The 25942-nt window shown below is 39.7% G+C and carries 27 protein-coding genes and 1 riboswitch; of the genes, 19 read left to right on the top strand and 8 right to left on the bottom strand.

Going from position 1 to position 25942, the window contains the following annotated elements; genetic code table 11:
• Positions 1–57: 57 nt before the first annotated feature.
• Positions 58–372, bottom strand: a complete 315-nt coding sequence (locus tag HCH28_RS20660) for a hypothetical protein (RefSeq protein ID WP_221682883.1) — start codon at positions 370–372, stop codon at positions 58–60.
• Between the two features lie 211 nt (positions 373–583).
• Between HCH28_RS20660 and HCH28_RS20655 the strand changes: the two genes are divergently transcribed.
• The 16 genes from HCH28_RS20655 (at position 584) to panF (ending at position 17307) form a co-directional block, all read left to right on the top strand.
• Positions 584–3772, top strand: a complete 3189-nt coding sequence (locus HCH28_RS20655; RefSeq protein ID WP_221682882.1) for a winged helix-turn-helix domain-containing protein — start codon at positions 584–586, stop codon at positions 3770–3772.
• Between the two features lie 358 nt (positions 3773–4130).
• Positions 4131–4949 (top strand): alpha/beta fold hydrolase, encoded by an 819-nt coding sequence (locus HCH28_RS20650; protein ID WP_221682881.1) that lies wholly within the window; start codon positions 4131–4133, stop codon positions 4947–4949.
• Between the two features lies 1 nt (position 4950).
• Complete coding sequence (locus HCH28_RS20645) at positions 4951–5484, top strand: GNAT family N-acetyltransferase (protein WP_221682880.1); 534 nt, start codon at positions 4951–4953, stop codon at positions 5482–5484.
• 456 nt (positions 5485–5940) lie between these two features.
• Positions 5941–7176 (top strand): substrate-binding domain-containing protein, encoded by a 1236-nt coding sequence (locus tag HCH28_RS20640; RefSeq protein ID WP_221682879.1) that lies wholly within the window; start codon positions 5941–5943, stop codon positions 7174–7176.
• Positions 7177–7236: 60 nt separating this feature from the next.
• Positions 7237–8013, top strand: a complete 777-nt coding sequence (locus HCH28_RS20635; protein ID WP_221682878.1) for an ABC transporter ATP-binding protein — start codon at positions 7237–7239, stop codon at positions 8011–8013.
• Positions 7988–8695 (top strand): ABC transporter ATP-binding protein, encoded by a 708-nt coding sequence (locus tag HCH28_RS20630; RefSeq protein WP_221682877.1) that lies wholly within the window; start codon positions 7988–7990, stop codon positions 8693–8695. Before HCH28_RS20635 ends, HCH28_RS20630 begins: the two co-directional genes overlap by 26 nt.
• A gap of 16 nt (positions 8696–8711) precedes the next feature.
• Positions 8712–9584, top strand: coding sequence for a branched-chain amino acid ABC transporter permease (locus HCH28_RS20625; RefSeq protein ID WP_221682876.1), 873 nt, complete (start codon positions 8712–8714; stop codon positions 9582–9584).
• Positions 9581–10597, top strand: coding sequence for a branched-chain amino acid ABC transporter permease (locus HCH28_RS20620; RefSeq protein ID WP_221682875.1), 1017 nt, complete (start codon positions 9581–9583; stop codon positions 10595–10597). Before HCH28_RS20625 ends, HCH28_RS20620 begins: the two co-directional genes overlap by 4 nt.
• Positions 10594–11598 carry a 3-oxoacyl-ACP synthase gene (locus HCH28_RS20615; RefSeq protein ID WP_221682874.1) on the top strand — a complete coding sequence of 335 codons (1005 nt, stop codon included), beginning with the start codon at positions 10594–10596 and terminating at the stop codon, positions 11596–11598. Before HCH28_RS20620 ends, HCH28_RS20615 begins: the two co-directional genes overlap by 4 nt.
• Positions 11599–11610: 12 nt before the next feature.
• Positions 11611–12522: an intracellular short-chain-length polyhydroxyalkanoate depolymerase gene (gene phaZ / locus HCH28_RS20610; RefSeq protein WP_221682873.1), complete on the top strand. Its 912-nt coding sequence runs from the start codon at positions 11611–11613 to the stop codon at positions 12520–12522.
• Complete coding sequence (gene fabG, locus HCH28_RS20605) at positions 12506–13237, top strand: 3-oxoacyl-ACP reductase FabG (RefSeq protein ID WP_048393085.1); 732 nt, start codon at positions 12506–12508, stop codon at positions 13235–13237. Before phaZ ends, fabG begins: the two co-directional genes overlap by 17 nt.
• Positions 13238–13252: 15 nt before the next feature.
• Entirely contained in the window at positions 13253–14728 is a 1476-nt protein-coding gene (locus tag HCH28_RS20600) for a class I adenylate-forming enzyme family protein (protein WP_221682872.1), read from the top strand.
• A gap of 61 nt (positions 14729–14789) precedes the next feature.
• On the top strand, positions 14790–15023 hold the full coding sequence (locus tag HCH28_RS25200) for a Rossmann-fold NAD(P)-binding domain-containing protein (protein WP_255601709.1): 234 nt from the start codon (positions 14790–14792) through the stop codon (positions 15021–15023).
• Between the two features lies 1 nt (position 15024).
• A complete protein-coding gene (locus tag HCH28_RS25195) occupies positions 15025–15345 on the top strand; it encodes a Rossmann-fold NAD(P)-binding domain-containing protein (RefSeq protein ID WP_255601708.1) in 321 nt (106 codons plus the stop codon).
• Between the two features lie 253 nt (positions 15346–15598).
• Positions 15599–15862: a YhdT family protein gene (locus HCH28_RS20590; protein ID WP_004227902.1), complete on the top strand. Its 264-nt coding sequence runs from the start codon at positions 15599–15601 to the stop codon at positions 15860–15862.
• Complete coding sequence (gene panF, locus HCH28_RS20585) at positions 15862–17307, top strand: sodium/pantothenate symporter (RefSeq protein ID WP_216486813.1); 1446 nt, start codon at positions 15862–15864, stop codon at positions 17305–17307. The genes HCH28_RS20590 and panF overlap by 1 nt, the downstream gene beginning before the upstream one ends.
• A gap of 40 nt (positions 17308–17347) precedes the next feature.
• On the opposite strand, the gene HCH28_RS20580 is transcribed toward panF, so the two are convergent.
• Positions 17348–18118: a TSUP family transporter gene (locus tag HCH28_RS20580; protein ID WP_221682871.1), complete on the bottom strand. Its 771-nt coding sequence runs from the start codon at positions 18116–18118 to the stop codon at positions 17348–17350.
• A gap of 125 nt (positions 18119–18243) precedes the next feature.
• On the opposite strand from HCH28_RS20580, the gene HCH28_RS20575 reads away from it, so the two are divergent.
• Together HCH28_RS20575 and HCH28_RS20570 are read left to right on the top strand one after the other, a co-directional pair.
• The gene (locus tag HCH28_RS20575; RefSeq protein WP_221682870.1) at positions 18244–19026 is read left to right on the top strand and encodes a TrmB family transcriptional regulator; all 783 of its coding nucleotides are present in this window, start codon (positions 18244–18246) and stop codon (positions 19024–19026) included.
• A gap of 23 nt (positions 19027–19049) precedes the next feature.
• The gene (locus HCH28_RS20570; RefSeq protein WP_221682869.1) at positions 19050–19436 is read left to right on the top strand and encodes a hypothetical protein; all 387 of its coding nucleotides are present in this window, start codon (positions 19050–19052) and stop codon (positions 19434–19436) included.
• A 50-nt stretch (positions 19437–19486) separates the two neighbouring features.
• Here HCH28_RS20570 and HCH28_RS20565 read toward each other — a convergent pair whose 3' ends face one another.
• Positions 19487–19858 (bottom strand): nucleotide excision repair endonuclease, encoded by a 372-nt coding sequence (locus HCH28_RS20565; protein ID WP_004227912.1) that lies wholly within the window; start codon positions 19856–19858, stop codon positions 19487–19489.
• Positions 19859–20061: 203 nt separating this feature from the next.
• A riboswitch (SAM riboswitch) is annotated at positions 20062–20173 on the top strand.
• A gap of 123 nt (positions 20174–20296) precedes the next feature.
• Here HCH28_RS20565 and metA point away from each other — a divergent pair.
• Positions 20297–21232, top strand: coding sequence for a homoserine O-acetyltransferase MetA (gene metA, locus HCH28_RS20560; RefSeq protein ID WP_004227915.1), 936 nt, complete (start codon positions 20297–20299; stop codon positions 21230–21232).
• Positions 21233–21272: 40 nt separating this feature from the next.
• Here the strand turns inward: metA and HCH28_RS20555 are convergent, their stop codons facing one another.
• The 5 genes from HCH28_RS20555 to HCH28_RS20535 form a co-directional block, all read right to left on the bottom strand.
• Positions 21273–22421, bottom strand: a complete 1149-nt coding sequence (locus tag HCH28_RS20555; RefSeq protein ID WP_221682868.1) for a GerAB/ArcD/ProY family transporter — start codon at positions 22419–22421, stop codon at positions 21273–21275.
• Between the two features lie 31 nt (positions 22422–22452).
• Complete coding sequence (locus HCH28_RS20550) at positions 22453–22686, bottom strand: hypothetical protein (RefSeq protein WP_221682867.1); 234 nt, start codon at positions 22684–22686, stop codon at positions 22453–22455.
• A gap of 5 nt (positions 22687–22691) precedes the next feature.
• Positions 22692–23891, bottom strand: a complete 1200-nt coding sequence (locus tag HCH28_RS20545; RefSeq protein WP_221682866.1) for a Ger(x)C family spore germination protein — start codon at positions 23889–23891, stop codon at positions 22692–22694.
• Positions 23892–23916: 25 nt separating this feature from the next.
• Positions 23917–25461 (bottom strand): spore germination protein, encoded by a 1545-nt coding sequence (locus HCH28_RS20540; protein WP_221682865.1) that lies wholly within the window; start codon positions 25459–25461, stop codon positions 23917–23919.
• A 187-nt stretch (positions 25462–25648) separates the two neighbouring features.
• Positions 25649–25939 (bottom strand): HesB/YadR/YfhF family protein, encoded by a 291-nt coding sequence (locus HCH28_RS20535; RefSeq protein ID WP_004227919.1) that lies wholly within the window; start codon positions 25937–25939, stop codon positions 25649–25651.
• Positions 25940–25942 lie beyond the last annotated feature (3 nt).

The following is a 25942-nucleotide window of genomic DNA, read 5'->3' as shown; positions in this document are numbered from 1 at the left end:
CTAAGTCTTTGACATTGCCCCTTTTTGGCTATTGGAAAATAACCACATATCCATATTTCACTCAAGTTCCTCCGCTCGGTAAAGCAGTTTAAAATAATATCCATTAAAATCGGAACTCGTATAATCTCTATATTTAAGTTCAATGACGTTCTTATTCAGTATAAGCATGGCTAATTCGCTCATTATGATGTGAGGATTAGGTACATCACAAAATGTTTCAAGGTCAATATCGGGGGAAACCATCAAATTATAAGCAGCTGCCCCTACTACAAAGCAATCGCCTACAGTGCGCCATTTCTGAATCAATTGTAAGTCAGTTAAAACTCTTTCTGCTTTCTGTTTCCTTTTCATTGCTCTATCAAGACTATTCATTTATCCACTTTTCTTCTAAATTTTAGTAATATAACAGAGTAAAAAAATTAGGAAGAAAATACAAACTAAATTCTACTTCCATTCCACAAACAAAAAATGGGGATAAAATCTATAAAAATACATAAAAAATATGGTAAACTGTCAATAATTTAATAATCTGAATTTTTGTAGAAATTTTTGTAACCTTACAAAATATGGAGGTTATGTTTAAATGACAGCAGATATTGTTATTCAATCAAAATGTATGGCGCCCAATCCATCCACGCATTGCATTAATAGAGCAACACTAATGCGAACGCTAAAGAAAACTCGTCATCATACTTGTACTTTTTTGCATAGCGGTGCAGGGTATGGTAAAACAACCATTCTAACTCAATTTCTTGCAACCGAATCAAGTACATTTTCTTGGTACAGTATTTCTGATGAAGATGATAATTTATTACCCTTTTTGAGACATCTCTTTTTTAGTATACAGCGCGTCGTACCGAAGTTTGGTCATACATTTGGTGGATGGGATCAATTATCACGCTTTCCTAAGATGGATGAGCTCAATCGTTGGTATAAGCTATTTATCAATTGCCTCTGTGATATAGAGGAGCCTCTTCTCATCGTGATTGACGACTTTCACCTAGTAGACCATGTTTTTCCTATTAATTATTTCATGGAAAAAATCATTGAATTTGCTCCACCTAGCATTCATTTTATTATTGCTTCAAGAACACTACCCAATTGGGATATTATGAGGAAATTAAGGCTGCAAAAAAAATGGTTGGTTATGAAAGAGGACGAACTGGCCTTTTCAGCTGAGGAAATTGCGGTGTTTTTCGAAGAATATGTAGATGTACATTTATCCGAAGCTGAAATAAAAAAGGTTTTAGAGATCACTGAGGGCTGGGCCATTAGCCTCTCTTTATTGGCAGAGCAATGGCATCATGCTTCGTTAGATCATTGGCTGAGAATACCCACAAATGAGCTATTCACATATTTATCAGAGGAAGTTTATAGTAGAATGACTGCTACTGAGCAGGAGACTATCTTAAAATTAGCGATTTTTCCAACTTTTTCTGCGGAGTTATTGGAAGCGTTTTATGGCACTGAGATTGCGCAAATGCTAAATGCATTAACTCAGCGTCATTTATTTATTCAACCTGTGACAACAGATGGCTTATATCGTTTTCATGCATTGTTTAGTCGATTTTTAGAAATGAAATGGCGACAGTTTCCAACTCTACATGCGGATCTTCATAAACAAGCAGCTTTGTATTATGGAGAACTTCAAAATATTCAAGCTGTCCTGTATCATGCCTTTAAAACGAATGATCATCATTTTTGTGGAGAGCTACTACAGCTTCATGCAGAATCAATCGTACATGCTGGTCAATTTGAATGGTTGCTCGAAAAAATCAATCGATTTAGTGCACAGGAAAAAGATAAATTTTATAAATTATATTATTTTGAGGGCGAATGTCATCGCTACCGAGCTTATTATGAAAAAGCAAAACAATCCTATGAAAAATGTGCAATCATCGCACAGCAGCAGCGTGATCACCTATTTATGACAAAGTCTCAAGCTGGGATAGCCCATATTTACTTAGACACTATTCAACCAGCTTTAGCAGAGCCATATCTTGAGAAAGCATTAGAGCTTGCGAAACATACACCATTGCGCAAAGAGGAACTACTAGAACTTCAACGGCAATACGCTGAAAATTTAGTGAATCTAGGGAAGGCCAAGGGTGCACAGCTCTTTATGGAGGACGTTGCATTGCCAGAGAATGTCATACAACGAGCGAATGTCGATGTGCGTGTTTTACTACGAACAGGACAACTACAGGAAGCCAAGGAGTTATTAGCGCAGCGACTTGAATTACCGCCTCAGCTTGTTGCAACCCATCGCGAAAGTGAACTGCTGGCAGCTTTCGTTTATGCATTGTTAGGTCAGGGCAAAGAAGCCTGGTATGCTGCCCAACATGGAATTCGAAGAGGAATAAAGGAGAAGTCTATTTTCATAGAGGCGGTTGGGTATATCAGAAAGGCTCATGCACTGCTGTTAATGGATTATCCAGATCATCAGGGGGCATGTCAAGCCTATGAAAAAGCATTGACCCTCATGAATGCCATTAATATTTCTCGTGTGAAGGCTGAGCCATATATGGGGTTAGCCATTGTCAAACATTCGTTAGGAGATATGGTAGCGGCGAAGAAATACTTAGCACTGGGCTTACAGGAAACCGAGCAAGTTCAAGATGCTTGGATGACTGCGCTTATTCTTTTAGCAGAAGTAAAAATCATCCTTACTGAGCAAGAAATGGGGAGAGCGAAGCAATTATTAAAGAAGACACAGCAACTATTTCAGGAGTGCGGTGATCGCAATGGCTTGATGCATGTGTTATTTTATCAATCAATGATTGCCCTGAAAGAGTGTAATAAGAAGCCGTTTCAACAGTATTTTCAACAGTTTGCACAACTATGTGTTTCAAATGGCTATGAATACTTCTTACAAAGACCAACGATACTTGGTCCAAGCAATCGAATGGTTTTTTACGAGCTATTGCAATTTAGTCAAATATGTCAGATGGAGCATCCAGCTATCTTATCATTGCAAAGTCATTTTCAGGTCGAGGATAGTATTAGTTATCCGCATGATGAAGTACAGATGAATCTTTTTGGAAGTTTACATTTAATTCGTACACAACGAAAGCTGGAAGACAAAGAATGGCAACGTGATAAATCGAAGGAATTATTCGTTTACCTCTACTGCCATCGCCATCGCTTTACACCAAAGGAAGAAATAGCACAGGCATTATGGCCCGAGCGTAGTGTCGAGTCCTTGGATCGAGATTTTAAGGTGGTCTTAAATACGTTACTCAAAGTGTTAGAGCCACAACGCCATGCAAGACAAGAGGGCTTTTTCATTCAGCGGAAAAATAATATGTATCAGTTACAAAATATTGCTTTTCTCCAAATTGATGTTGAACGCTTTCACTATTATTACAGCTTAGGAATGAACGAATTTGATCCACAGCTGTCCAATGAGTGGCTCTTATTAGCAGAAGCAAGCTATACGGATGTGCTCTATGCGGAAAAAAAGCAAATCGACTGGCTAACGCAGGACCGTGAAAAGCTACAATTTTTATATATCGAAGTTTTGGAACGATTGGCACAAAATGCAACAAGGCAACAGCAATATAAAAAAGCCATTTTTTTCGCAGAAAAGATGCTACGCGAGGATGCACTTTGGGAGGAAGCGTATCGCCTGCTCATGTACAGCCACTACCAGCTCCAAAATCGCTCTCTTGCCTTAAAATGGTATGAAAAATGTGTCCAGCAATTACAACAGGAGCTTAACACAACCCCAATGGAATCCACCATGTCAGTTTATGACTTGATAATGGGTTAGCCAGTGTTGTTTAGGCTAAGCGAAGTGTATTGAACCGTTCCTAAGTAATATGAAAGTGCTCCTATTGAGGGGGAGGCCCGCTCCTAAGAGGAGACAAAGCGCTCCAACAGAGGGAAGAGTCGCTCAAAAGTGAAGTGAAAGGGCTGTAACTAAGGATGGAGGCGCTCCTAAGTAGCGTCAAAGCGCTCCAACTGAGGGTAGGGCTGATCCTAAGAAGAGTGAAAGCGCTCCAACTAAGAGAAAAACCGCTCCTAAGTAGCGTCAAAATGGGCAACATGCTCATAAACCATGTTAACTCGCTCCAACAGTGGCGTAGTCTATATAAACTAAAAAATGTAACCTATTTGGAGGAACAACAATGCCATTTTGTCAGACGAAAAAAGCGAATATATACTACGAAATAATTGGAACAGGGATACCTATCATCATGCTACATGGTTTTTCTCCTGATCATCGTTTGATGAAGGGCTGTATGGAGCCTGTATTTAAAGAAAGTGAAGGGTGGAAACGTATTTATGTGGATCTTCCAGGAATGGGGAAGACAACAGACTATACATCGATTCAGAACTCGGATGAAATGCTAGAAGCAATTATCGAATTTGTACACACAATCATTCAGCAAGAATCGTACCTGTTGGTTGGTGAATCTTATGGTGGCTATTTAGCGCGCGGTATTATGAGGAAATCAGTGGATCAACTTTTAGGTACGGCCTTTATTTGTCCTCTCATCATTCCTGAAAAAGAACAACGTACGGTGCCACCGCATTGTATTGTACAAGCAGATACTGCTTTTTTATCAACATTAAGTCAGCAGGAGCAAGATGATTTTATGTCTAATCAAGTTGTCTTAGATGCCTATAATTGGGAGCGCTATTCAACCGAGGTGTTGGCAGGGTGTAATCTAGCAGATCAGGCATTTTTAGAAAAAATTCAGCAAAGCTACGGATTTTCCTTTACCGTTGACGAAAAGTCCTTTGATAAGCCAAGTCTCTTTTTGCTTGGTAAACAAGATTCTGTGGTTGGCTATAAGGACGCGTTTTCACTTCTAGAGAAGTTTCCCAGAGCAAGCTTCGCCATTTTAGATAGAGCTGGCCACAATTTGCAGATCGAGCAACCTGGATTGTTTACTGAGCTGATGAGTGAATGGCTGAGTCGTGTAGAGGGAGAGATGGATTAAAGTGATACTTGCAAATGATAAATTACTTTTAAGAGAATTTAGGCAGCAAGACTGGGTTGATGTGCATAAATATGCCTCCCAGGAGGTTGTTAGTAGGTATCAAACATGGGGACCGAATTCAGAAGAGGATACAAAAGAATTCATTCAGGATGCTCTCGATGAAGCCACACAAACACCAAGGGAACGATATGTTTTTGCTATTATTCATCAAGAAACGGTAATAGGTGCAGTAGAAATGATGATTAAGGATTTTACAAATAAAGTTGGGGAAATTGGCTATATTGTAAATCCAGACTATTGGGGTAAGGGAGTAGCAACGCAGAGTGCTAAATTATTGGTCACTTTTGGCTTTGAAACATTAAAGCTCCATCGTATTTATGCAACTTGCGACCCTCGAAATATTGGATCATCTAAAGTGTTAGAAAAAATAGGAATGTCAAAAGAAGGAGTATTACGTGAAAACATGTTAATGAAAGATGGCGTTTGGCGAGATTCATTATTGTATAGTATGTTGAAACAAGAATGGTTATCATGAAACGTACGATTAAAAGTCATCTTTACGGTATAAAACTAGGCAGAAGGAAAAAAGCAATAAGAATCCAATGTATCACTGCAATAATGAGAAACAAATTATAAGAAATAAATGTGAACTCTAAAAAGCAAGAATGTTGATTTCTAAACATTCTTGCTTTTTGTTTTAAGAAATGTTGTTTAGTTGCCATTCTGGTTCGCTGCATTTTCGGAATAGAACTATGTTTGTCCCTGTCGTTACGCTTCGCTACACTTTCGGGACAGAAAAAGCTCTGCACGAAATGGCATAATCTTAAAATCTTTTGTCCCTGTCGTTACGTTCACTACACTTTCGGGACAGAGCTAGGTGGCTCATATTTGAGCCATCTAGCTTGTAACTAATTTGTAACTGAACTTTTATATAGTGTTGTCATAGCAAGAAAGCGCTTTCTAGGTAGCTTATTTTGAAGGGGGATATTGGATGAGGAAGCAGTGGTATTGGTTTCTTTTAGTGATGTTGGCTGTGTTGTTGGTGGCTTGTAATGGAAAAACGAAAGACGGTGCAACGGAAGCGGATTCTTCTGATGGGGAGACGAAGGCGGTCACTGCGGAAGGTGGCACAATTAAGATTGGTGTGCTTGCATCGTTAACTGGGGCACTTGAGTCATATGGGAAGCAGACACAGCGAGGATTTGATTTAGGCATTGAGTATGCAACAGGCGGCACGATGGAGGTCAATGGTAAGAAAATAGAAATTGTATATGAGGATACAGAGACAAAGCCAGAGGTGGCTGTGCAAAAAGCGACAAAGCTTTTAGAAGATGATCAGGTTGATTTTTTAGTCGGCTCTTCAAGCTCGGGTGATACGCTCGCTGTTCTACCGCTTGCCGAGGAGTATGAAAAAATTATGGTGGTAGAGCCTGCGGTGGCTGACAGTATTACAGGTTCAGAGTTCAATGAGTATATTTTCCGTACAGGTCGTAATTCATCACAGGATGCCTATGCAGCGGCAGCGGCTATTGCAGGTAAAGGTGTGAAGATCGCTACATTTGCGCCAGATTATTCGTTTGGCTGGGATGGTGTGAATGCCTTTAAAACAGCAGCGGAGGAATTAGGGGCTGAAATTGTACTAGAGGAGTATGCAGATCCTGCTGCAACAGACTTTACTTCCAATTTGCAAAAGGTGATTGATGCGAAGCCAGACTATTTGTTTGTGGTCTGGGCAGGGGCAAATTCACCATGGAATCAAATTGCAGATCTTAAAATTCAAGAAAAGGGCATTAAAATTTCGACGGGTGCGCCGGATATTATTGCGCTTCAATTTATGAACCCATTGGTTGGGATGGAAGGCTTCTCGGTGTATTATCATACACTTCCTCAAAATGATGTCAATCAATGGTTAGTAGATGAACATCAAAAACGTTTCAATGAAGTGCCCGACTTATTTACTCCTGGCGGCATGTCTGCGGCAATTGCTATTGTGGAGGCATTAAAACAATCGGATGGGGATGCAGACGCCAACAAGTTAATCGACGTTATGGAAGGTATGTCCTTTGAAACACCAAAAGGGACGATGACATTCCGTGAAGAGGATCACCAAGCTCTACAATCCATGTATTCGATTCGCTTAGAGCAACGAGATGGTGTGGATTATCCAGTACCAGTACTTATTCGGGAGCTAAGTCCTGAAGAAACAGCACCTCCCGTTATGAATTAAAGAATTGAGAGGCAGCATGGCTGTCTCTCTACATAAACGTGAGAAGGAAGGGAGTAGAGAATGGAGCCTATATTATATACAGATAATTTAACAATTCGTTTTGGGGGACATACGGCTGTGGATAGCGTTAATTTTCAAATGCCTGAGAAGCATTTAAAGTCCATTATTGGGCCGAATGGTGCTGGGAAAACAACCTTCTTTAATTTGATTAGTGGTGAGCTAAAGCCAACTGCGGGTGATGTGTATTTTAAAGGGCAATCACTAGCCCAAAAGTCAGCCATCGAAAGAACTCGAATGGGATTGGGACGATCTTTTCAAATTACCAATGTATTTCCAAACTTAACAGTTCTCGAAAATGTTCGTTTAGCCGTCCAATCCAAGGAGAGAATTCGTTATCAGCTATTCCGCCATTACAAAAGCTATCAGGCAATTACGGACAAAGCGGAGGAGTTATTGGCACTTGTGCTACTCGACAATAAACGAGATGCCCAGGCAACAATGCTATCCCATGGAGAGAAAAGAAAGCTTGAGATTGCCATGCTACTCGCGTTAGATACAGAAATTCTACTGCTCGATGAACCAACTGCAGGGATGTCATTAGAGGAAGTACCTACGATTTTAGAAATTATTCGAAGCATAAAACAGCAGGGGGATAAAACCATTTTGCTCATTGAACACAAAATGGATATGATTTTGGATTTATCGGATTCTATTATGGTGTTGTTCAATGGTCAGCTATTAGCAGATGGTTCACCAGAGGAAATTATGAATAATGATACTGTGCAACATGCATATTTAGGAGGGCTGTACGATGACCACCTTACTGACATTAAATGAGGTTCACACGCATATTGGTCAATATCATATTTTGCAGGGCGTTAATTTTGAAGCGAAGGAGGGGCAGGTTACTGTACTGCTCGGACGCAATGGCGCAGGGAAAACGACCACCCTAAAAACGATAATGGGTTTAACGCCTGCAACAAAGGGTGACATTGCCTTTCGCTCCCAATCGATAAAAAAAAGCCCTACCTATAAGGTGGCTAAATTAGGAATCGGCTATGTACCTGAAAATCAAGGGATTTTTGCAGATTTAACGGTAGAGGAAAACATGAAGGTAGCGATGCGCAAGGAGGATTCAGCCACATTAGAGCGACAGCAATATGTGCTAGAGCTGTTTCCTGACTTAAAGAAGTTTTGGAAAAAGGCTGGTGGGCATTTATCGGGTGGTCAAAAGCAAATGCTGTCCATGGCAAGAGCCTTTATCAATGATAGCCAATTAATACTGATAGATGAGCCTTCCAAGGGACTTGCTCCGATAGTTGTGGAAAAAGTGATGGAAGCGATTGTGGAAATGAAAAAGAAAACGTCCATTGTTCTAGTGGAGCAAAACTTTATCATGGCTAGTCGAATTGGTGATACCTATTCATTAATTGATGATGGGAGAACAGTAAATTCGGGCAATATGCAGGATTTGATTTATGATGAAGAGCTAAAACGCAAGTATCTTGGTATTGGATAGAGGGGGGTGACTAACATTGGAGCTATTGGTCAATTTAATCATTAATGGTTTGGCCACTGGGATGTTAATTTTTTTGCTAGCAGCTGGTTTGACATTAATTTTCGGTTTAATGGATGTATTGAATTTTGCGCATGGTGGGTTATTTGTTTGGGGGGCCTATGCGGGCATCTTTACCTATATGTTGACAGAAAGTTTTATCGTTGGGATTATAGGCGCGATTGTGACTGGAGCGTTGCTTGGACTGCTGACAGAGAAATTCATTATTACGCCTGTTTACGGCAATCATATTCAGCAAATTTTAATTACCTTAGGGTTGATGCTCGTTTTGCAGGAGCTTATTAAGGTGGTTTTTGGTCCAAATGGGGTGGCAGTAAAAACACCAAGTTATTTAGCAGGAAGCTGGGAAATTGGTGATGTGATCATCATTAAATATCGTTTATTTATTATTGTCATAGGGTTTGTGATTTTTGGTATTTTCCAATATATGCTGAAGCGCACGAAGATTGGCTTGATCGTTCGGGCTGGTGTGCAGGATAAGGAAATGGCGCAGGCTCTCGGTATTCATATTAAGCGTGTATTTTTATATATCTTTATGGTGGGCGCTGCTCTGGCGGCACTTAGTGGGATGTTGATGGCTCCCTATTCAGGTGTGATTTATGCAGAAATGGGCATGGAGTATGCCATTTTAGGCTTTATTGTTGTGGTAATTGGCGGTATGGGTAGTTTTTCCGGCTCCTTACTTGCAGCGATTTTAGTGGGGCTAGCAGGTAGCTTTATGGCTTATTATGTCCCTGTGCTGTCACTAGCGGTCAATATGATTTTAATGGCAATCGTTTTAATTTTCCGTCCTCAGGGGCTGTTTGCGATGCGAAAGGAGCGAACATCATGAACCACAAAATATCCTTACGCGCTTTCGCTTTTTTCCTGTTACTTGTCATTTTTATTATCCTTCCTTTTGTCAATGATTCAAGGACACTACTTATTTTACTCACACAAATCTTTATTTTTGGGATATTGGCAATGAGCTATGATATTTTACTAGGCTATACAGGCATCGTCTCCTTTGGGCACGCCATGTTCTTCGGTATTGGTGCCTACACAACAGCAGTCATGCTTAAGCAGATGGATCACACACTCTTGATTTTTGTACTGTCTATCGTGATAGGCATGATACTAGCAGGCTTCATTAGCTTTTTAGTAGGTTTATTAACCTTACGCTTAAAAAGTCATTTTTTTGCGATGCTGACGCTAGCTTTTTCGGGGTTATTTTTAGTCTTAGCTGAAAAGTGGCGCTCTGTTACGTATGGCAATGATGGCTTTACATTCAGAGCACCTGATCTATTTAGAGATCGAATGACCTTCTATTTCTTTGTGCTAGCAAGCTTGGTTGTCATCTTTTTGGCGCTCTACCGCTTTGTTAATTCACCAACAGGTCGTATTTTAATTGCCGTCCGTGAAAATGAACAACGGACGAAATCTTTAGGCTTTAACACGTTGCACTATAAAGTCATTGCCTCAGTTGTGGCAGGCATTGTAGCAAGTTTTGCAGGCTCCTTATATGCAGTGTCATTGCGCTTCGTTAACACGAGTGTCATGGCCATGGATATTACGCTGGATGCATTGTTAATGACGATTATCGGTGGGGTTGGTACTTTAGTGGGGCCGCTATTAGGCTCGGCAGTGATTGAATATGCGCAACATGCACTGTCAGGGCTTGCAAGAGATTATCCTATTTTTGAACGTTGGATTATCTTCTTCGGGATTCTCTATATTTTAGCCGTTATCTTCTTCCCAAAGGGTATTATTGGCTCACTAAGATTGCTCTTTTGGAAGTGGCGAGGAAGGCTAAAGCAACGAAAAACGACAGGTCCCCTGCCTCAGGAAAAGGAGCGATTTGAATGACAGTCGGTATTGTAAGTACGGGTATTTATCTACCCCAACAGAAGATGACATCGCAGGAAATTGCGGCTGTTTCCAATATTCCTGAGGACATTATCCGTCAAAAAATGGGCATTCATGAAAAGCCAATTCCTGATAAGTCTGATCATACAGTGCAAATGGGTATCTGGGCAGCACAGGAAGCGATTCAAAAAGCAAATATAGACCCTAAGGATATTGATGTTATCATCTATATGGGGGAGGAACATAAGGAATATCCACTCTGGACAGCCTCCATTAAAATGCAGGAGGAGCTTGGTGCTGTTAATGCATGGGCATTTGATGTGCAATTACGCTGCGGCACTACAATCATGGCGTTGAAAGTGGCAAAAAGCCTAATGGCCTCAGATGACACGATACGAACCATTCTGTTAGCAGGTGGTTATCGCAATGTTGATTTTATCGATTACAGCAATCCACGAACGCGCTTTATGTACAATTTAGCGGCTGGGGGAGGCGCCATGTTATTACAAAAGAACTATGAAAAAAATCTGCTATTAGAGACAGATATTATAACGGATGGTTCTTTCTCAGAGGATGTAGTCGTGCCAGTTGGGGGAACGAAAAATCCTTTAACCCCAACCCATTTAACCGAAAATTTATATAAGCTTGACGTTTTGGATCCCATTGGGATGAAGGAGCGGCTAGAACAAAAATCTTTAAGCAATTTTTTGAAGGTCATTCGCAGTTCTTTAGCGAAAAGTGGATACAGTGACGATCAGCTAAATTATTTAGCGATGTTGCATATGAAAAGATCTGCACATGATTATATTTTAACGGAGCTTGGCTTACAACAGAAGCAGTCTAATTATTTGCAAGACTATGGACATATTGGTCAGATTGATCAAATTTTGTCCCTACAGCTAGCACAGGAGCAAAATCAAATTCAAGCAGGCGATATTGTGACGCTTGTTAGTGCTGGCATTGGCTATGTATGGGGCGCTATCACAATACGTTGGGGATGAGGGGGAAATGGCATGGTAAAAACGATTCAACTAGCAAATGGAGAGACAATGGCCTATCGCAAGCGATCAGGTGGAGGTCATCCTTTAGTGTTGGTACATGGCAATATGACATCTTCTAAGCACTGGGATATTCTGATGAATGCTTTAGACGACAAATATACTATTTATGCGATAGATTTACGTGGTTTTGGTGAATCATCCTATCTTAAGCCAATCACTGCTATTAAAGATTTTAGTGATGATGTCAAGCTATTTGTGGATGCCCTACAACTGCAAAGCTTTGATATGATTGGTTGGTCAACAGGTGGAGCTGTCTGTATGCAGTTTGCAGCAAATTATCCAGGATACTGTCAACGACTGATTTTACTTGCGTCTGCTTCTACACGTGGCTATCCATTTTACACGGATTTAGGAACAGGCAATCCAGCCTCCTTTAAGCGAGCCTATCATTATGAGGAGGTATTGGTGGATACATCCAAAACAAAGCTTATTCAAGGCTTCTACGATGCAAAAAATGTGGATGGCTTACAGTCTATATGGAATGCATTAATTTATACGCATCATCGACCAAACGAAGGGAAATATCAAGAATATGTAGAGGATATGCTTACACAGCGCAATTTAGCAGAAGTATATCATGCACTCAATACATTTAACATAAGCGCTGTTGACAATGAGGTGGCAAAAGGCTCTCGGGAGGCCTTGTTGCTTCATATCCCAATTTTAGTGCTACGAGGGGATCGTGATTTGGTGATTACAGAGGAAATGAATACAGAGTTATTACAGGATTTAGGCAAAACAGCACAGTTTGTAGGTCTAAAAGACTGTGGGCATTCACCGTTAATCGATGATTTAGCACAATTGACAGCTGAAATTGAAGCCTTTTTAGAAATTGGAGGAAGACAGTATGCGTTTGAACAATAAAGTGGCTATCATTACAGGCGCTGCAAATGGTATTGGCTATGCGGCTGCTGAGCGTTTTATCGAGGAGGGGGCATGGGTGTTTATCGCCGATTATGACGATAAAGCAGGCATTCTAGCAGCACAACAACTAGGCGAAAATGCTGTATTTATACAAGTAGATGTTGCAAGTAGAGAGAGCGTTAATCAGCTGGTGACGGCAGTGATCGAACAGGCAGGACGGATTGATATTTTAGTGAATAATGCGGGGATTACAAGAGACGCGATGCTGACAAAAATGACGGAGGATCAATTTCAGCAGGTACTAGATGTTAATTTGACAGGTGTCTTCCATTGTACACAGGAGGTCATTCCCTATATGGTGGCAGCAGGTGGAGGCAAAATTATAAATACATCCTCAGTTAGTGGAGTATATGGCAATGTTGGTCAAACCAATTATGCAGCGACAAAAGCAGCGATTGTAGGTATGACAAAAACATGGGCGAAGGAATTAGGGCGTAAGGGCATTAATGTTAATGCAGTGGCACCTGGCTTTACAGAAACAGATATGGTCAAAAAAATGCCTGAAAATATTTTGGCTCAAATGCGATCAATCGTCCCCCTACAACGCCTAGGGACACCACGTGATATTGCCAATGCCTATTTATTTTTAGCATCTGATGAGGCCTCCTATGTTCATGGGCATACTCTGCATGTGGATGGCGCAATTATGATGTGATAGGGGGTAGTCAAGATGTTTGTTGAGCAAGAATGGATTTTAAAACGTGCAGCTTTAACACCTCACCACATCGCCTTGATTAATTTAACATCAAAGGAACAATGGACCTACCAGCAATTATCTGAGGAAATCGGCAAATGGAGTCAATTTTTCGAACGGCAGCAGCTACAAAAGGGAAGTAGAGTCGCTGTTTTTGCGAAAAATCATATCCAATTGTTTGCTGTTTTATTTGCCTGTGGGCTACGTGGGCTCATTTATGTACCTTTAAATTGGCGCTTAAGCAAGGAGGAGCTAATACAAATTTTGGAGGATGCAACTCCTGCTATCCTATTATACGAAGAGGATAGTCATTGTCCCTTAGTTTTAGAAAAAATGTTTTCACTTCATGCTAGCCAGCATGAGAAGGAGATACAACCAAGTAGGCAAGACGTGGATGTGGATGATCCATGGTTAATGATTTATACAGGAGGCACGACGGGTCAGCCAAAGGGGGTAGTGTTATCCTTTCAGTCGGTCAATTGGAATGCCATGAATACTATTATTAGCTGGGGTTTACATGCTCAAGATCGGACATTAAATTATATGCCGATGTTTCATACTGGTGGCTTAAATGCTTTATGCATTCCCTTACTTATGGCGGGAGGAACCGTCGTTATTGGCGATAAATTTGATGCAGAAGAGGCACTACAAGCAACGAACCAATATCAAACGACAATTTCTCTTTTTGTGCCAACTATGTATCAAGCAATGATTGCTACGAAGTATTTTCAGGAAAATCAATTTCCTTCCATGAAGGTATTTTTATCTGGCGGTGCCCCGTGCCCTCATCCTATTTACGATGCTTTTTATAATAAGGGATTATTTTTTAAAGAGGGATATGGTTTAACAGAAGCAGGACCCAATAATTTTTATATTGACCGAGAGCGTGCCTATGCAAAAAAGGGGGCTGTCGGGAAAAGTATGCAATTCAATGAAGCTAAAATCATCAATCATATAGGAAAAAGTTGTGCACCTGGAGAAGTAGGAGAGCTATTGGTAAGAGGGAAGCATATGTTTCGCTTTTACTGGAATAACAAGCAAGAAACTGCCAATATCCTGCAAGATGGCTGGTTGAAAACAGGGGATTTAGCGATGATGGATGCGGATGGCGATTTTTATATTGTTGGGCGTAGAAAAGAAATGATTATTTCAGGTGGTGAAAATATCTATCCTCAGGAAGTAGAACAATGTCTACTACGGCATCCAGATGTGCGGGAGGTGGCCGTGATTGGTGTAGGTGATGACTATTGGGGTGAGATCGTGACAGCTTTTATTGTTTGTCCCCACCAGGTAGCCTCTCTATTAGATGATCTTAATGAGCTATGTCATCAACAATTAGGTCGTTATAAGATTCCAAAACAAATGATTTTCTTAGACGAACTACCGAAAACAAGCGTTGGTAAAATCGATAAAAAGGCATTGTATAGGCTTGTTGACTCATCTATCTGTTAAGTATGATGAGAAGGAAGAAACGCTCGTCTTTCTAATTCCGAAATAAGAGAGGGACACATAAATGGCCCACGCATTAGTTATTGGTGGAACAGGGATGTTGGCAGACACCTCCCTATGGTTAGTGAATAATGGCTACCATGTCTCAGTAATTGGACGTAGTGCCCATCGAATGGAAGATTTGCGAAATAGAACAACCAAACCCGCCCTTCTAACGCCGATTTTAGTTGATTATTGTGATATAGCCTTATTAAAAGAGGAGCTAGAAGAAACGCTCGCGCATAATGGGGCCATTTGAATTGGTCGTTGCTTGGATTCATTCCTATGCGGACACTACATTAGAGAACATCTCCAATGTAATTTCAATAGAGAATAACGGGGAATGGAAACTGTTTCATGTGTTGAGGAGTAAGGCGAATTTAAGTGAAGTCCAAGAGAAATTGAAGCTCCATTCTCGTTCGCAATACAGACAAATCCAGCTAGGTTTTATGATGGAAGAAGGTCATGCGAGATGGCTGACACATGAGGAAATATCGCAAGGTGTCGTTGTTGCTATTCAACAGGATCAACCTATTCATATCGTCGGGACGCTACAACCTTGGGCAAAGCGACCGTTATAAACTAACTAACCTTCGTCTAACTAGATGGACGAAGGTTTTTACATATTTCCATTAGCAGTTTGTTTTAGATGTCTACATAATTGTGAGGGAATGTTAGGTTTGTGTGAAAAACGTCAGAATCAGCCAACTTTTTTCTCCTTACATTTTACTTAGTATAACAAAATCATTTCTATATAACTTATCCTTATTTATTCACATCTCTTCCCATCAGACCGACATATCAGTAAAATAGAGTAGGTTAGGGGGATTACATGTGAAAGATCAACGCTTTAAAATAGCGCATCGAGAGGCGCTTATCGGAATTGGACTCGTCCTTGTCAACTTTGCAATTTGGTTTGGCTTTGCCTATGGATTAGGTTCAGGAGATCCAAGAAATTATACGTATGTATTTGGTTTTCCTGCCTGGTTTTTCTATAGCTGTATCGCTGGGACAGGCTTTATGATCCTTCTTATCTGGATTGTGATGAAACTCTTTTTCAAAGAGGTACCATTTGATGATGAGGAGGTGGATCGCTAATGCATTGGCAAGTTGTATTTCCATTGCTATTATTTTTAATTATTATATTTGGAATCGGTATTTGGGCCAATAAGCATGTACGCTCCTCTAATTCATTCCTACAGGAGTATTTCCTAGGTGGTCGTGAAATGGGTGGTTTTATCCTTGCGATGACGATGATTGCTACATATGGCAGTGCGAGTAGTTTTATCGGAGGACCGGGTGTAGCCTATACAAAAGGACTTGGGTGGGTATTACTGGCAATGGCTCAGCTACCAGCAGGTTATTTTGTGCTCATGATTTTAGGGAAAAAATTCGCCATTATTGCTCGTCGTTACCAGGCCATTACGTTAATCGACTTTTTACGCGAACGCTACAAAAGCCATGTCATTGTTATTTTATCAGCCATTAGCATCATTGTTTTCTTATTTTCGGCTATGATGGCTCAATGGGTTGGGGGTGCACGCTTAATTGAGTCGTTAACTGGCTTAAGCTACACTGCAGCATTGTTTATTTTTGCGATTTCCGTGTTAGTATATGTGATTATTGGAGGTTTCCGTGCGGTTGCGCTAACAGATACGGTCCAAGGTTCCATTATGGTGATTGGTACAATTATTTTATTAATCGGCACGATTGTGGCAGGTGGAGGCATCGACAATATAATGGCCTCACTGGTTGCTGAAAATCCTGACTTTGTGTCACCATTTGGCGCACAAGGAGATTTAACACCTTTGTATGTCTCGACATTTTGGATTCTCATCGGTGTAGGGGTTGTAGGACTTCCGCAAATTGCGGTCCGTGCGATGAGCTATAAGGATTCCAAAAGTATGCATCAAGCGATTCTTATTGGCACGATTGCCATAGGGACAATCATGTTTGGCATGCATTTAATTGGTGTGTTAGCCCGACCTGTCATACCTGGCATTGAAATTGGTGATAAAGTCATGCCGCTCCTGACATTGAAGGTATTACCGCCATTTTTAGCAGGAATCGTTTTAGCTGCACCAATGGCTGCGACAATGTCTACGGTTAATGCTTTACTAATGCTTGTCAGCTCTACAGTTGTCAAAGACATCTATTTAAATTATATGAAGCCGAAAGCTAGTGATGCAGAGATTAAGCGTGCAAGCTTTATTGTAACAACAGTCATAGGCCTAGCGGTTGTCATCTTTGCACTCAATCCACCTGATTTATTAGTGTGGTTGAACTTATTTGCCTTTGGTGGACTAGAGGCTGTCTTTATTTGGACAGTCGTTTTAGGATTGTATTGGAAAAAAGCCAATAAATACGGAGCGATTGCGTCGATGATTACAGGCATGTTGTTGTACATTATGATTGATCGGTTTTATCCTTCTGTCTTTGGTATGCATACAGTCACGATACCAATTGTCGCATCCTTCTTTATTTTTGTGCTTGTCAGTTTGTCCACTAGTCATAAATTTAAAAACGAAAAGCTTATGATTTAACGCCAAAACGCCACAGATTTCAAATTCTGTGGCGTTTCTTTTAATGCATCATAAAATCATAGGCATTTTTCGCAAGTAATGTCATTGTAACGACAATAAATAGCGTGCGGACAAAGCCACTTCCTTTTTTGATTGCCATGCGTGAGCCAAGCATAGCCCCACCAATTTGCGCAATGCCCATGACTAGACCATAAACATAATGAATTTGACCTAAGTAAGCAAACATACAAACACCAGCCACATTACTCGCCAAATTTAAAAACTTCGCATTACCAGCCGCCTTTAAAAAATCAAAGCCTACCAGTAAGAAGCTAAAGATTAAAAAGGACCCTGTCCCAGGACCAAGAAATCCATCATAAAAACCAATAGCAAATAATAGCAGCATAAATAAAAACAAATGTTTTTTAGATAGATTTTTTACGGTAGCGACGGCACCCCAATCCTTTTTAAAGATCGTATATATCCCAACAGCCGCCAGCATAACAAGCATCAATGGCTTTAGTAATGCTGGATTGATTAGATGTACAGTCCATGCACCACATAATGATCCGATAAATGCTAGCGGAAAATATTTGAGGACAGAGCGAATGTCCAGCTGGCCAGAACGATAGAAAGAAATAGAGGAAGTGAGCGAGCCCATAGCTCCTGCTAGTTTATTTGTGGCAACAGCAGCGGCTGGATTAAGCCCTACAAATAGTAAGGCTGGTAGTGAAATTAAACCGCCCCCTCCCACTACTGAGTCAACAAAAGCCGCCAGAAATCCAAATGAAATTAATAGTATGAGAATATGTAAATCGATTTCAAACAACATATGACACCTCTTTAGAATTAGTTACTACTGAAATAGTAACTAATTTTATTTACGCTGTAAACCCCATTTTTTCATTGGCAAATCTTCACAAAGGTAGCCTATAATAAAGATAATGGAGGGATTACATGGAGGAATTAATCACCCAGCTGAAAGAAATGGGTTTTACAGAATATGAAGCGAAGGCCTATACGGCACTTGTTCAGCAAAGTCATGTCAGTGCCTATCAGGTTAGTAAAAATTCTGGCATACCACGTGCAAGAGTGTATGATATTTTAAATATCCTTGTAGAAAAGGGCATCGTGTTAAAAGAAGAGACCGCAGAACAAACGACCTATTCGGCAATGCCTGTGTCTGTGTTCTTACAGCAAATGCAACAGCGCTGGGAGTCGAATTTTACGTCTATAAGCGGGAAGCTAGAGAAATTAGAGGAAAAAGTGCAGGAAGCTGAGCCTAAAGTGGTCATGCTGAAGGGCAGGGAATCTATTATCAATTATTGTCAGTCACTTCTAAAGAAGGCGAAGAAAAAAGTGATGCTGTCGATGTGGGAAGATATGTATGAGGTCTTACGTGAAGATTTGCAAGAGGTGGCGCTGCATGTTCCTGTTCATGGCATTACGTTATATGTAGGAGAGCATCTAGCCTCAATTGACCAGCATAGAGCCACACATTATACAAAAAAAGCGTCGACACCGCATTGGTTTATCTTATCGGTAGATGGTCAGGAAATGATTTATGGTCATTCTCCATCTACCCAAGAGACGGCCTTTATCACCAATGATTCCGTTCACATTTATTTGTTAGAGGATTATATATGGCATGATGTACTCATTAATCGGTTAGTAAAACGGGATGATCAGGAGTTAGAAGACTGGATTGCTAAGGAGCGGAAAGCTTTTTTCTTAGAATAGTCTTATAAGGGAAGGGGAGTAACTTGAAAAAATTCGTGTTGCTAGGTTTAATGAGCTTACTCATGCTAGGAGCCTGTAATGCTACACCACCAACCAATCCACCAACGATTCATGAGCTAACGGTTGTCCCAGATAATGTCCAAAAAAATATTGTTTCTAATGACAGAATACAACTATTACATGAAAATGATGCTCCATATTATCTTGTTTATTATTCAAAAGGGAATGTATTGGCAAGTATTACAGCTGAGGGAAATAGGCTTATCATCCAGTTAGAAGAAGGCAGCGAGCAAAAGAAAGAGGCTCAGCCCTATGTTTTTCAAATCACCGTCAAGAATCCTGAGCTTGATACCATTGATTTGCGAATAAACGGTCAGAGTACGCCCATTGATCGTATGACCATTATGTGATAAAAGAAACCGAAATCTTTAGATGAGATTTCGGTTTCTTTATGAGATGTCTAATAAAAGACTTTGTCTACGTTATATTTAGAGCGGAAAGTATTAATCGCGTATGTTTCGTAAATTTCACGTTCCATTGGATCTTCTACTTCATAGACTTCAATTTTGAACACTTCATCACGATGGTTTTTCATCGGAGATACATTATCCTCGAAATGTTTTTTAATACGTTGACGAATTTTACGTGCTTTCCCAACAAATAATAGCTCATTCTTGTCATTATAGAATAAGAAAATGCCGCCTTTATCACGTGTGATTTTATGGAAGTCAATAAAACCGAAGTAAGGTGTGATTGGCACATCACCTGGTTTTAAATCTTGTTCACGTTGACGGATTACTAGATCTGGTTTTGGAAATTCAATTTTAATCAAACTATTCACGTTCCTCTCTCTTACTAAAAGTATATGGTAACATAATTACGGCATGTTTACCATAAATTTTAAATGCAGAAACACCACATATAGCAAGCTTAGTGTACATCAATTGAGCAAGGAACATGCACATGAATCACAAAATATTCTATGAATTATTGATATTCTAACTAGTTCGTGTTACAATTCAAGATAATTAAATAATCTTATCAAGAGAAGCTGAGGGATTTGGCCCGATGACGCTTCAGCAACCTCTAACAATTGTTAGAAAGGTGCTAATTCCAGCAAAGGATTTTTTCCTTTGAGAGATAAGAGTGGACGTGAAAAAAATCCTTCTCATTCTATCTCGTATGGAATGAGGAGGATTTTTTAATTTCGTTGCATCCTATGCAAGCAAGGTTTGCTAAAAGAGAGTGATTATAGAGAGGGGAAAGCAAGATGCCAATTAATATTCCGAAAAATTTACCAGCTGGAGAACATTTACGTGAGGAAAAAATCTTCGTCATGGAAGAAGATCGTGCGAAAACACAGCAAATCCGTCCATTAAATATATTAATATTAAATTTAATGCCTGAAAAAGAAAAAACAGAGCTCCAATTATTACGTTTATTGGGGAATACACCATTACAGGTGAATATTACCTTTTTGAATACAGCCACACACGAGTCTAAAAATGTGAGTAAATCCCATTTGCAGCTTTTTTACACAACGTTCAATCAGATTCGACACCGCCGCTATGATGGTATGATTATAACTGGTGCGCCAGTAGAAAAAATGGCTTTTGAAGAGGTCAACTATTGGCAGGAAATTTCAGAAATTATGGATTGGTCTAAAAAGAATGTGACATCCGTGCTACATATATGTTGGGGGGCACAGGCTGCATTGTATCATCATTATGGCATTGGGAAGGTCGAGCTTTCTGCTAAATGCTCAGGTGTCTATTCCCATGTGATTACAGATTTAACTGTAGATTTGGTACGTGGCTTTAGTGATTTATTTACTGCGCCCCACTCACGCTATACATCTGTTTCGATTGACGAGGTTCGCAATCATCCAGATCTACGATTATTATCCTATTCAGAGGATGCAGGGGTATTTATTGTACAATCAAAAGATAATAAAAATATTATGATTACGGGGCATCTAGAGTATGATGCGACAACGCTAGCCGATGAATACAGTCGCGATGTGGCGAAGGGCATAGATATCGCTGTTCCTGTAAACTACTTCCCGAATGACGATCCGACACAAGTGCCGATGAATACATGGCGTGCCCATACGCATCTATTATTCTCTAACTGGTTGAACTACTATGTTTACCAAGAAACACCATATGAATGGGATTTTGTAGATGAAATCGAATATCATATTTAATTAATAAAAAGTCTAATTTCTTTTCTAGCTTTAAAAGAAATTAGACTTTTTGATTGTCATTTTCTGTTTCCTGCTGAGGTGTTTCGTTTTTTTGAGCTTTGGATTTACGATTTCGAATAACTACCACAATCAGCAATAGTATGGGTAATAAAATGGTGAAAATAAAGGAAAAGATTGGCCAAATTTCATTATTATAATTAGTAGAATGCACAATATCTGGATGAACAATTTGAGAAAGTCCAATAACAATTATCCCCATCGGTATAATGAGTGGGCGATGATCCTTGATCTTTAAAATTTGTGCGAGGCCAACAACGGTCGTATAGAAATACATAAATGTACGAATATAAATAGACGAAATCCACATAAATGCCATAATGATCTCTATACGCTGTAAAAAATTTCCTATAGATATTCTTTGTGCTAAGGCATAGCTAGGAAAAGTCCTTGATGCTGTGTTTTCAGGACCTAATACAAGAATCGATAGGACAATCAACGTAACTAAGACGATTCCACCAAAGATTGCCCCAATATATAGCCCTTTCTGTGCAGACGGCTGTACATTGACACCAGTAGGATAGAGCATCATTAATACAAGTAATGGAAAGGAAAAGATACTCATAAAGCGTGCAATACTATAAAACATAGATGTTTTGGTTGCTTCTAGTAGAGGCTGAATATTCTCAAATGTAATTTGAGGGGTAATACTAAGGACGAAAAAAATAAAAATAAAGATAAACAATGGGAAGAGGATTTCTGCCGAACGGGCAAAGGTCTCAATTCCTAAATAAGCGGCATACATAATAATGATACTGAACAGTAGGGCAAATGCTAATGTCGGTGTCTCTGGCATTACTTCCGTTTTCATGAAAATACCTATAAAATAGAGTAATTCTCCAGCCGAAAGAAAGGTCATAATCAGGAAACAAATTGCTGTGATTTTCCCAAAAAAACGCCCAAGAATTTTTTCATTAGCCTCGATAAAGTTTAGAGATGGTGTTTGATTGGCCAGTGTTAAAAATAATTTTAGTACCAGTAAACTAAGGAGAACACCAATGCTTGCTGCTATCCAAGCATCTTGCTTAGCGGCACCAGTAATACTCGAAGGGATAATTAAAATCGCTGTACCGATAGAATAGAGGAAGGTAACGATTGTAAACTGTCTTGAACTAATTATCTCTTTTTCCATCAAGCTACCCTCCGTTTCTCAGTCCATCTTTCTATTTTGTGAATGACACAATGTAATCCCTAATTGGTGTGAAGATAAAGGTAATCAAATCTAATGGGCTAGGAATATGGATTTTCAGGGCAATCCCCATATTTAAAGCCGTTCCAATAAGAAGCAAAAAGGAGAATACAATCATGGCTTTTCTATCCTGTTGCTTTTTTAGCTTTGGAATAAAAATAAGCGCAATGATTATCGCGATGATCAAGATAGCTACGGCTAGTACCATTGCATTTATTCCTCCTTTGGCTTGTTTAATAATGAATTTTGCATCGTACCTGAACCTTGGGTAGTTACCTTTACATGAACTACCACTGCTAAATCTGGAAAAATGGAAGTCCAATCATCCTTGATTTTTTTCCACTGCTTAGGATCTGCCCGATGTAGGGCATCCCCAAATCCAAAAACATCTACTTCATATTGCTGTTGAATTTTCTCTACTGTTTTTTCTATGCGTTCATCAATTCCCTGGGCTGTTTTTTTGTTAACGTAATCAATCGATTTATTTTTGGTAAGATCGATATCACATTCGACCTCTCCAACATTCTGCTCTACATTAATATGAACATCGATTTTCGGTTTCCCGTTTTTAAATGACCCTTTCACCTTTGTAGTGGATTGGGTAATTTCAGTAGACAAGGTCCCTTTATTAGGACAGGCAATGATTTCTATCGTACTTTGAATTTTGTCATTAAGAAAACTAACACTTTTGCTTTCACTTTCAGTCAGTAGCCCTATATATTTATCTCCTTTAAAGACTGCTAAACCTGTATAACCTAATAGCACAGGTGCTTTAACACGTTGCACATTTGTTTGATCTACCCCTAATTTCTTATCGCCATGAATTTCAATAGCAGAAATTAATGCCCCTTTCTGCTTATTGCTTAACGTATTGACTAATTCATCAATATTAACAGCTATTGTGGAGCCCCAAGCCTTTTCAGAGACATCCAGGGAATTTAACATTTTATTAGCAGGAACTTTTTCGATGGGTGTTAGTACATTTAATACTTCCTTCGCTGTTGCTTCGTGAGACATAATGACGTCGAAATCCTTACGAAATTCATGGTCCCTTACAATTAAATCAAGTGCATCACTCATGCCTTCTTTAGCAAGATCTTCCCCTAAAACAACCACTTGAAGGTGGGCAAAATAGGGCTTTCGAGCAGCGATGGTCGTCATTTTTCGAATCGCCTCAAAGATGGTTTCGCCTCTCGAATGATAGCTAACGACAGGTGAGCGTTGAGTGGAAGCTTGTCGCACTGAGACTTCACTAGGATCGACAATTTGAACTGTAATTTCATATTCCTCATCTATTTTGTCAATGCCTAGTGCTACGACAATGGCTAATTCATTTAATTCTCGCTTACTCCAGCAACCACTTAACAGTAAAGTGAGGATACATAGTAAGCAAATCCAGTTTAATTTTGCCATATTCTATTCCTCATTTATCCTGAAGTTATTTCCTGCCTTTTACATTGATATAGTTATGTCCTCTAACAATATTTTTTTGATTGACTAAACGAGGTCGTGTAAGTAATTTTCTGCGCGGGAACAGCACAAATGCATCCTTCTGATCCTGTAATACCAACGGTGCGAATGGACTTAAATAAGGTACACCAAATGAACGAATGCTACATAGATGAAGAATAATTAGCATAATGCCAAACATTACACCGAATAAACCAAACATAGCAGCTAAAATCATTAATGGGAAACGTAGTACCCGAATCGTATTCGATAAGCCATAGGCAGGGAATAGGAAGCTGCAAATCGCTGTTAGGGCTACGATGATTACCATTACAGCGGAAACGACCCCTGCATCAACTGCTGCCTGACCAATAACTAAAGTACCTACAATGGATACCGCAGGACCGATTGTTCGAGGCATACGAAGTCCAGCTTCCCTTAAGACCTCAAAGGCAACCTCCATAATAAGCGCTTCTACCACTGCAGGAAAGGGTACGCCCTCCCTTTGTGAAGCGATGCTAATTAACATGGGTGTTGGTAGCATTTCTTGGTGGAAGGTAGTAATCGCTACATACAAGGATGGTGCTACTAATGCTAGACTGATACCAAAGAAACGCAATATACGTACAAGTGAGCTAATCATCCAATGCTGATAATAATCTTCTGCTGATTGTAAAAAGGATGTAAATAGCGCTGGTACGACTAAGACAAAAGGTGTGCCATCAACTAGAATCGCCACTTTGCCATCTAATAATTCACCTGCGATGACATCAGGACGTTCGGAGTTATAGACGGTTGGAAACATAGAGTTTTTTGAGTCTTGAATAAAATCCTCAATATAGCCACTTTCCAAAATGCCATCAATATTGATACGATCTAATCGAGCCAATACCTCTGCGACGATTTTGTCACTGGCGATGCCATTTATATACATCACCGCTACATCTGTTTGTGTCACATCTCCAATTACACGGGACTTAATCCAGAGATTCGGACTTTTTATTTTGCGACGAATGAGCGCTGTATTCGTACGCAAGGTTTCCGTAAATGATTCCCTCGGTCCGCGAATAACGGATTCCGTCGATGGCTCTGTGACAGCTCGATCCTTGGCACTTCTTGTACTTGTCACAATCCCCTCAGCAAAGCCATCTAATAAAATAACCGTTTCACCATTGAGAATAGCATTGTAGAGTGTTGTGAAATGCTCGATATTCGTGACATCGCCTACTGTTAAATAGGAATTCCGAACATATTGGTTAATTGTTGTTATTTCAATATCTTGTTCTTCTTCAATATTTGCCATCAGTTTATCGATAACAGAATCAGAAATAGTCGTTTTATCCGATAAGCCATCAATGGAAATTATGGCGAGGCTATGGGGGGCAGTCTCTCCAATCGCAATTTCCCGTATGATAATATCATTACTATGCCCTAGTGACTGTTGAATGATTTTTATATTTTTAGATAGGGAAGTATACAATAAATCGTTCGTTGTATGGGATGGGGAGGTCTCGTTATGGTTAGACATGGACATGTGTTTTCCTCCTCAATTGGTCGTTCATTACCTTTAGAATGGACAATTTTTTTGAGAGATAAACGAAAGAGATATGAAAAATCTAGCTATTTGTGGCAATATCACATCCCTTGCGACTTTTGTGTGTCTTGTTTGGGAATAAATAAAAAACAGTCTGTCCTTTCATCTATTGAAAGGACAGACTGCTTTATGTACGATAGTCGTATTGTAATTCATCTTTACTTGTATCAACATCAACATGTAAATTGTGATCGTTAAAGAACCAAAGATCTTTCTCATCAATATAATAGATAACACCATCAATTTCTGTCTGCACACCTATGGCAATAGGTTCCTCACGTGTCATGCCTAGTGAAAAGCCTTCATGAAACGGACTTGAGCCACCATAACGTGCATAAAAACGGATTGTATCACCAGGTTCAACTTCCATTTCATGTTTGAACCATTGTAGGGCTTCATCTGTCAATGCAATATTCATTTC

Origin of the sequence: Lysinibacillus sp. K60 (assembly GCF_019731275.1) — a bacterium.
Classification (GTDB): domain Bacteria; phylum Bacillota; class Bacilli; order Bacillales_A; family Planococcaceae; genus Lysinibacillus; species Lysinibacillus capsici.
Note: the sequence above shows the minus strand (reverse complement) of the source record. Positions and strands in the feature narration are given on the sequence as shown.

Coding starts and splice junctions, on each gene's coding strand:
- HCH28_RS20620 (WP_221682875.1), top strand. CDS start 9,581: ATGAACCACAAAATATCCTTACGCGCTTTCGCTTTTTTCCTGTTACTT.
- HCH28_RS20600 (WP_221682872.1), top strand. CDS start 13,253: ATGTTTGTTGAGCAAGAATGGATTTTAAAACGTGCAGCTTTAACACCT.
- HCH28_RS20535 (WP_004227919.1), bottom strand. CDS start 25,939: ATGAATATTGCATTGACAGATGAAGCCCTACAATGGTTCAAACATGAA.
- fabG (WP_048393085.1), top strand. CDS start 12,506: ATGCGTTTGAACAATAAAGTGGCTATCATTACAGGCGCTGCAAATGGT.
- HCH28_RS20630 (WP_221682877.1), top strand. CDS start 7,988: ATGACCACCTTACTGACATTAAATGAGGTTCACACGCATATTGGTCAA.
- panF (WP_216486813.1), top strand. CDS start 15,862: ATGCATTGGCAAGTTGTATTTCCATTGCTATTATTTTTAATTATTATA.
- phaZ (WP_221682873.1), top strand. CDS start 11,611: ATGGTAAAAACGATTCAACTAGCAAATGGAGAGACAATGGCCTATCGC.
- HCH28_RS20545 (WP_221682866.1), bottom strand. CDS start 23,891: ATGGCAAAATTAAACTGGATTTGCTTACTATGTATCCTCACTTTACTG.
- HCH28_RS20635 (WP_221682878.1), top strand. CDS start 7,237: ATGGAGCCTATATTATATACAGATAATTTAACAATTCGTTTTGGGGGA.
- metA (WP_004227915.1), top strand. CDS start 20,297: ATGCCAATTAATATTCCGAAAAATTTACCAGCTGGAGAACATTTACGT.
- HCH28_RS20550 (WP_221682867.1), bottom strand. CDS start 22,686: ATGGTACTAGCCGTAGCTATCTTGATCATCGCGATAATCATTGCGCTT.
- HCH28_RS20650 (WP_221682881.1), top strand. CDS start 4,131: ATGCCATTTTGTCAGACGAAAAAAGCGAATATATACTACGAAATAATT.
- HCH28_RS25200 (WP_255601709.1), top strand. CDS start 14,790: ATGGCCCACGCATTAGTTATTGGTGGAACAGGGATGTTGGCAGACACC.
- HCH28_RS20555 (WP_221682868.1), bottom strand. CDS start 22,421: ATGGAAAAAGAGATAATTAGTTCAAGACAGTTTACAATCGTTACCTTC.
- HCH28_RS20575 (WP_221682870.1), top strand. CDS start 18,244: ATGGAGGAATTAATCACCCAGCTGAAAGAAATGGGTTTTACAGAATAT.
- HCH28_RS20655 (WP_221682882.1), top strand. CDS start 584: ATGACAGCAGATATTGTTATTCAATCAAAATGTATGGCGCCCAATCCA.
- HCH28_RS20580 (WP_221682871.1), bottom strand. CDS start 18,118: ATGTTGTTTGAAATCGATTTACATATTCTCATACTATTAATTTCATTT.
- HCH28_RS20640 (WP_221682879.1), top strand. CDS start 5,941: ATGAGGAAGCAGTGGTATTGGTTTCTTTTAGTGATGTTGGCTGTGTTG.
- HCH28_RS20540 (WP_221682865.1), bottom strand. CDS start 25,461: ATGTCCATGTCTAACCATAACGAGACCTCCCCATCCCATACAACGAAC.
- HCH28_RS20615 (WP_221682874.1), top strand. CDS start 10,594: ATGACAGTCGGTATTGTAAGTACGGGTATTTATCTACCCCAACAGAAG.
- HCH28_RS20660 (WP_221682883.1), bottom strand. CDS start 372: ATGAATAGTCTTGATAGAGCAATGAAAAGGAAACAGAAAGCAGAAAGA.